A 5,193-nucleotide genomic window follows, 5' to 3' on the forward strand; every position below is an offset into this window, starting at 1 on the left:
ACGCAGGTCTCGTGGGCTCGGAGATGTGTATAAGAGACAGCATTGGTAGCGATCATATTAGGTGTTTCGACATTTCCTGCCTGTAAGGTAACCCAACCATATCAGCAGCCAGCAGCAATGGTCAGTAATAACTTATACCGTAATGCCAGTACAACCGATACTACTTCCATGGCTACAATGTCTTGGAAACAACTGTTTAAAGATAGCTTGTTGCAGTTATTGATCCAGCAGGGGATTGATCATAACCTTGACCTAAAAATAGCCGTTACAAGGATACAACAGGCCGAAGCCAGTCTTAAACAAAGTAGGTTGGCATTTTTCCCTTCTTTGAACCTAATGGCCAATGGAGAGTTATTAAAACCCTCGGCAGCACAATTAACCAGCAATTCTGTTTATCAAGCTTATGCTGGAGCAAGCTGGGAAGCAGATCTATGGGGCAAACTAAAAAGCAGTAAACGTGCCGCACTTGCCTCACTGTTGCAAAGCGAAGCTTATAAGCAAGCTGTACAGACGCAATTGGTTGCAGATATTGCCACAAATTATTATATCTTGATGGCCTATGATGCCCAATTGAAACTTACCATAGCTACCCTAGACAATAGAAAAAGGGATGCAGAAACCATGAAGATCCTAAAGGAAAGCGATGTGGTGACCGGAGCGGCAGTGGTACAAAGTCAGGCCAATCGTTTTTCGGTAGAGGTCACCCTTCCCGATATTGAAGAAAATATACAGCAGACTGAAAATGCCATCAGTATTTTACTGGGCAGAGAGCCTAATCTAATAAAAAGAGACAGTCTATCTAATCAAATGGTCTTCACAGAACTAAATACAGGCATCCCTTCATTATTATTGGCCAATCGACCCGATGTAAAAGAAGCAGAATACCAATTTCGTAACTCTTTTGAACTGGTTAATGTTGCTAAAACCTATTTTTATCCAACGTTGACCATAACAGGGCAAGCTGGATTGTTCAATAATAGTTTATCTGATTTTTTTAAAGGCTCTTCTTTCTTTGCCAATGTAATTGGAGGACTTACCCAACCTATTTTTAATAATGGGCTAAATAAACAACGGCTTAAAATAGCCCAGGCACAACAAGAAGCTAGCTTGCTCTCATTTAAACAGAGCCTGTTAAATGCCGGATTGGAAGTATCTAATGCCCTATATAGTTATCATGCAGCATCGAGAAAAGCCATTAGTAGGGAACAACAGATTGCTTTTTTGCAAAAATCAGTCGATTATACAAAGCAATTGCTCAAATACACTACTGCCACCAATTATACAGACGTACTTACTTCTGAGCAAAGTTTGTTGGCAGCCCAATTGAGCAGTATAAGTGATAAGCTGCAAAAATTACAGGCCGTAGTAGCCCTATATCGAAGTTTAGGTGGTGGATGGAGGTAAAATAAATTAATTATTTAATTCCTTTCCATTGAGAATTAACCATATAGTAAAGTAGCTCAAAATTAAATCCCTGATGAGAAAAAATCTCTATGAGGGAAATTTTAAAAAATTATTCTTGTATAACAGAAAAAAATCTTATCATTGCAGCATGAAAATGATCTCGATACAAAGTTTTATACCGCAACCGATTTATCGGAGGGGATAACTATGTATTGAATAAAACATATTTAAAACAGAGAATCCTCTTAGATAAGTCTAAGGGGATTTTTTGTTTTAGCGTAATATATCAATTGGTCAGATTACCTGCTTTGGGAGCAGGAGGTTCCTGGTTCGAGTCCTGGTTACGCTACTAAAAAAATGGAAATATAGCTCAATGGTTAGAGCAGTACCCTTATACGGTACCGGTTAAAGGTTCGAGTCCTTTTATTTCCACTTATTTTCCTGTGGTGCAATGGTAGCACGTCTGATTTTGGTTCAGAAAATCTTGGTTCGAATCCATGCAGGAAAACCTATAAAGTTTACCCAACAAGCATGGTTAGCCTATTTATGTACTATCTAAACCGCACTTCAATATATTTTCTTACTATAAGAGATAAATATTTGTTTATAATTGCTGTATGAAATGCCTTTTTATGCTAATACTCGGCTTAAGTCTGTTCTCTTTATGGAGAGCTAAATATGCCGACTGGTTCGCTAGCAAGGTGTAAGAAATGCCCGACATACAGTATCTACGTTTAGAAGGAGCTGATATATGGTTATTTATGAGTATTACACTTTTTGTAATCAAACAGATCTTTAAGAGAGACATTGGAAATTCAAACAGGAAACGAACCAACTATATAAGCTATGCCAATTATTGTAAATCTTGATGTGATGATGGCCAAAAGAAAGATGTCATTGAACGAGCTTTCAGAAAAAGTGGGATTAACATTATCCAATCTTTCCATCCTCAAAACGGGCAAAGCAAAAGCCATACGTTTTAGTACGCTTGAAACCATTTGCAAAGTACTGGACTGCCAGCCTGCCGATATTTTGGAATATAAAAAAGAAGAAGATATTTCTTAGCGCCATAAAACCTACTGGATACTGTTCAAAACACGAATAATCTGCGCTTCACTGGTAAACATGTCAAGAATTGGTCTGTAACTACGCAGACCTATGCATCTTGGCATCTGGTTTTACCTCTAGCAAATGTGTTTTGCATTCTTGTTCCTTAAACAAATCAAGGCCTTCCTGCCACCATTTGGACATTTCCTCTTTATCGAAAACAAAGGAATGTGTAGTGAGTAGCCTATTGACGAAGTAGAAATTAATTTTCACATTATTGCTTGCCGTTTGCAATTTGGATATGATCAGATCGTCATTGGCTATCTGATTAAGCATAAAATCACTTGTTCGGGCAAAAACCTCAATCGCATTCTGTAAAGGAGGATGATTATAGACAGCTTTTTCTTGTCTCAGCACAATAGTATCTATATCTGTTGCTCCTTTAATGATGGCTTCCTGCACCGGAATAAGATTTCCAAATCCACCATCGGCATATTCGTTATGGTGTTTTCGAAACAGGCTCATCAATGGCGTCATATTACAGGATGCCCACATCCAGTCACAAAAATCATGATAATCATAATCATTCGACGATTTATATTCGACCAATTGTGTAGTAAGATTGGCAACCGTAACCACAATTTCTTTTCCCAGTTCCTTTATTTTCTCGAAATCAGCTTTCTTAAAGTTCTTTTTGATCAGCTGCCTCAACTTGGTACTATCGCCAAGGGTTTTTTGCTTCTTTAAGAACTGTTTGATGATTCCAAAATGGTTAATCTTAAGCCTAACTTCTCCATTCTTCTTTTTAATAATGAATGGGCAAACCGTAAATATGTCTGATTGTGAAATAGTGGTATATAGTTTTTTGATACGATCTATATCACCAATGGCCAAAAAGGGAATGAGAAGACTACCTGTTGAAGTTCCAACAAAAAGATCGTAATTTTTATGGCTATGTTTAAGAAGATACTCTGCCACTCCGCCTGCAAAAGCGCCTTTGCTTCCACCTCCTGAAATTACCAGTGCATTCATGATATAATATTATAGTTAGAAGATCTTAACCAAATATAGTATAAATAACTAAAATCTATATTTTTACGTATATAAATCAACCTCTTACAGATGCTATGCATTTTGGCGTGCAAAAAGGCATCAGGTTATTTTTAACTTTCCAATGATTTTTAAAAGGGCCTTCACGTTTTTTTGCCTTCATGATAAAATTTGGGTGCTTTTTTTCTAGTAAGGTAAAGTGTGAACGGCCTTTATGTGCTCGTAAAGTCGCCGAAATATAACGTTCAAGATAATCGAAGTACTCATCATTATAAGCGAAAAAAAGATCATTTTTAAACGCCATGTTGCAACCAATGTTCCGCATTAAATATTGATGTGCCTCCATTTGCCAATTCGTTTTCATACCTAAATGTGGTCGTTTCAGTAGAACTCTCTTTGTGATCAAGCACATTGCGAATAGAACAGTCGTGCTTTTTGTAATTCTTGATCTACTTTTGCCAGGGCTTTTTTACAACATAAGCGACATTTTACCAGTACCTTGTTATAGAAATCGGTAATACGTTTGTTTCGTGATCAAATCTGTTTTGCCCCATATCAAATCTGCCCACTTAAAGGCCTATTTTAAAGTCATTATTTTATTAATCCTCTATGTTTTTTCTGTTATCTATTACTTCGACATAAAAGATATGTATCAGCCATAACACCCATAATTTCAACTATGCCCACGATTAAACTCCTTACCAAGTAGAAATACCTGGGCTAAAATCAGGTATTTATGCTTGGTTTTATATCGCGATGTTGTCATAAGTTTAAGATTATAAAATTTAGGGTTCAAACATTAACAAATAGCAAAAAATTGGAACACTAACTTAGGACAGGGAAGATTAATCTCTTTAATTGATTTTTCGGGTCAGAAAATGTGGAAGTCAGGAAGTAGTTCGAGAACATTTCCACTTCAATATATGGAATAAAAATCCCTATAGAATAAATGTGTCTTTACCATTCTTTCTGATCGGGGAGAACGCTATTTCGAAGGTGAACGATTTGGAGATTAAGAAACAACATTAAGACAGTATGAAAAAATTTATATCCGCAGCCGATTCCTTTAAGGTATTACACTTAAAAGGCTCGTATTTTGAAATGGGTATTCAATATGGGCAACAACTTAAAGAGGAAATTGCCTTTGCTATAGAAAACTGTGTTCGTGTGTGGGGTATCAAAAAACAGAATTGGAGGGAAGAATCCATTTATGAGTTTTCCTTAAAGGCTTCTCAAATAGCACCTTCGCGAATAAAGAAAGAATTAGAAGGAATGGCCTTAGGTTCTGGTATTTCGATAAGAGATATTCTGGCTTGGAATTATATTGATGATTATTGGGAAGTTTGCCAATGTTCGGCTTTTGCCGCAAAGGGTGGTCTTACCCTTGATGGAAAAATGATTGTTGGCCGTAACAACGATTATGAAGATGGCTTGTCCAATGAAATTGCACTTACCATCGTTCGCGAGCCTTCTTTTGGAAATGCCACCTTGTGTAATACTTGGGCGGGCACTATCGGCACTTATGAAGGCATAAACGATAAAGGGCTAGTGGTTACCACTCAATTTTCCCAATCCTTTGATAGGAATGGGGGGGGGGGGGGGTACACATCTCCGAGCCCACGAGACCTGCGTGGAAAAAGGGGGGGGGGGGGGGGGGGGGGGGGGGGGGGGGGGGGGGGGGGGGGGGGGGGG

4 protein-coding genes and 3 tRNA genes are annotated in these 5,193 nt (G+C 38.0%); 6 read left to right on the forward strand and 1 reads right to left on the reverse strand.

What is annotated here, in order from left to right; translation table 11 throughout:
- Nucleotides 1–42: 42 nt before the first annotated feature.
- The 5 genes from JHD79_RS22260 (at nt 43) to JHD79_RS22280 (ending at nt 2,469) form a co-directional block, all read left to right on the forward strand.
- Nucleotides 43–1,404 (forward strand): efflux transporter outer membrane subunit, encoded by a 1,362-nt coding sequence (locus JHD79_RS22260; RefSeq protein ID WP_233164842.1) that lies wholly within the window; start codon nt 43–45, stop codon nt 1,402–1,404.
- 275 nt (nt 1,405–1,679) lie between these two features.
- Nucleotides 1,680–1,753 (forward strand) — tRNA-Pro (locus JHD79_RS22265).
- Nucleotides 1,754–1,763: 10 nt separating this feature from the next.
- A tRNA-Ile gene (locus JHD79_RS22270) sits at nt 1,764–1,836 on the forward strand.
- Between the two features lie 5 nt (nt 1,837–1,841).
- Nucleotides 1,842–1,912: transfer RNA gene (locus JHD79_RS22275), tRNA-Gln, on the forward strand.
- A gap of 338 nt (nt 1,913–2,250) precedes the next feature.
- Nucleotides 2,251–2,469 carry a helix-turn-helix transcriptional regulator gene (locus JHD79_RS22280; RefSeq protein ID WP_199121565.1) on the forward strand — a complete coding sequence of 73 codons (219 nt, stop codon included), beginning with the start codon at nt 2,251–2,253 and terminating at the stop codon, nt 2,467–2,469.
- A gap of 81 nt (nt 2,470–2,550) precedes the next feature.
- Here JHD79_RS22280 and JHD79_RS22285 read toward each other — a convergent pair whose 3' ends face one another.
- On the reverse strand, nt 2,551–3,483 hold the full coding sequence (locus JHD79_RS22285) for a patatin-like phospholipase family protein (RefSeq protein ID WP_199121566.1): 933 nt from the start codon (nt 3,481–3,483) through the stop codon (nt 2,551–2,553).
- A gap of 1,053 nt (nt 3,484–4,536) precedes the next feature.
- Here JHD79_RS22285 and JHD79_RS23075 point away from each other — a divergent pair.
- The coding region (locus tag JHD79_RS23075) for a C45 family peptidase (protein WP_199121567.1) at nt 4,537–5,193 on the forward strand (657 nt) is incomplete at its 3' end.

Origin of the sequence: Pedobacter sp. ASV28 (assembly GCF_016428855.1) — a bacterium.
GTDB lineage: Bacteria > Bacteroidota > Bacteroidia > Sphingobacteriales > Sphingobacteriaceae > Pedobacter.

Excerpts from the sequence above, each read along its gene's own strand:
- JHD79_RS22280 (WP_199121565.1), top strand. The coding sequence starts at position 2,251 with ATGCCAATTATTGTAAATCTTGATGTGATGATGGCCAAAAGAAAGATG.
- JHD79_RS22285 (WP_199121566.1), bottom strand. The coding sequence starts at position 3,483 with ATGAATGCACTGGTAATTTCAGGAGGTGGAAGCAAAGGCGCTTTTGCA.